The organism is Paenibacillus sp. P3E (genome assembly GCF_001909045.1).
Classification (GTDB): Bacteria; Bacillota; Bacilli; order Paenibacillales; family Paenibacillaceae; genus Paenibacillus_AQ; species Paenibacillus_AQ helianthi.
This window is the reverse complement of the sequence record NZ_LVWH01000116.1, coordinates 1-1,195: the sequence shown is the minus strand read 5'-3', so window position 1 is coordinate 1,195 and position 1,195 is coordinate 1. Positions and strand designations below refer to the sequence as shown.

At 60.5% G+C, this 1,195-nt stretch carries 1 protein-coding gene; it reads right to left on the bottom strand.

The genetic code is table 11. The annotated features are described in order from the left end of the window. The coding region (locus A3842_RS11340) for a glycoside hydrolase family 38 C-terminal domain-containing protein (RefSeq protein WP_305953386.1) at positions 1-1,195 on the bottom strand (1,195 nt) is incomplete at both ends.

Here is a 1,195-nt window from a genome sequence, read left to right as displayed (position 1 = left end):
ACAGGATCAGATCCTGGGTGATCAGCGACTGGCCCAGCGTCCAGCGGAATCTCAGCACATCCCGGACTTGGCCGGAGTGAAGCACGTATTTCTCCACCAGCTCGGCCTCGCCAGCGGGCTGGGCTTCATAGCGGCTGTCGATATCCCAGGCATCCCAGAGTGTCGGACGGTCATGGAAGAAGTGGAATTGGTTGGCCCGTCCGCCCTGCTGCACCACTTCCCGGCCGGCCGCTTTGTCGAACAGGCTGGTGATTTCGCCCCGTTCATTGAACGTCAGGCGGTAGTGCGGGGTCTCCCAGTGGTCATTCAGGACGGTGCGTTCCGGCCTATTCACTGCTTCCAGGCTTCCCGGCGTTGGCCGTTCCCCGCGTCTCAACCAGATCGTCTTATACCCCATAGCCGGGATGGCCGGGACATGAATGTAAGCGGTCCGGTGATCTGTTGTCGGGTCCAGCGCAACGTCCGCAGCAGGCAAACCGGCGAAGAGATCTATCGGAAGTGCATTTCCTGACGCGTCATAAGCCGTTAAGTTCCGATTATTATCTGTTCGTTCTCCATCCGTTGGTTCAGCATCTGTTCGTTCTCTATCTGTTGATTCTGTATTTGTTGAGTCTGTATCTGCCCATGGAATGGCAACGACTGCATCACGCGCCCAGCCGAGGCTGTTGAACAGCACGTAAGGCTGGCCTTCGCCTGCTGTTGTGACCTGAGCCGCCAGGGCTTCCAGCCCCGGCTGCAGCGCTGCCTCACCAAGGGCGAACACCTCGCGGTATTCCTTCTCCGAAGTCTCATAGGCTTCGGTGATGGCCGAGCCGGGAATAATGTCGTGGAACTGGTTCAGCAGTATCCGCTTCCAGCCGTGATGCAGCTGTTCGGCACTGCTGCTGCGCAGCTCGGGCTTCATGGCAGGAGCGGCCAGGGTCTGCCACAGCTCAGCCTCGCGGTAGAGAATCTCCGCCTTGCGGTTGTTCCGCTTGTTACGGCCATGTGTGGTATAGGTGCCGCGGTGCAGCTCCAGATACAGATCGCCGCGCCATTCGGGCAGCTTGGGCTGCCGCTCCTCCATGCCTGCGAAGAAATCCGCGGCGCTGCTGAAGGTACTGGCCGGCTGGCCGACCATCAGGTCTGCACGGCGGATGTATTCCAGCATCTCGCGGGTGACACCGCCGCCGCCGTCGCCATGGCCGTAGAGCAG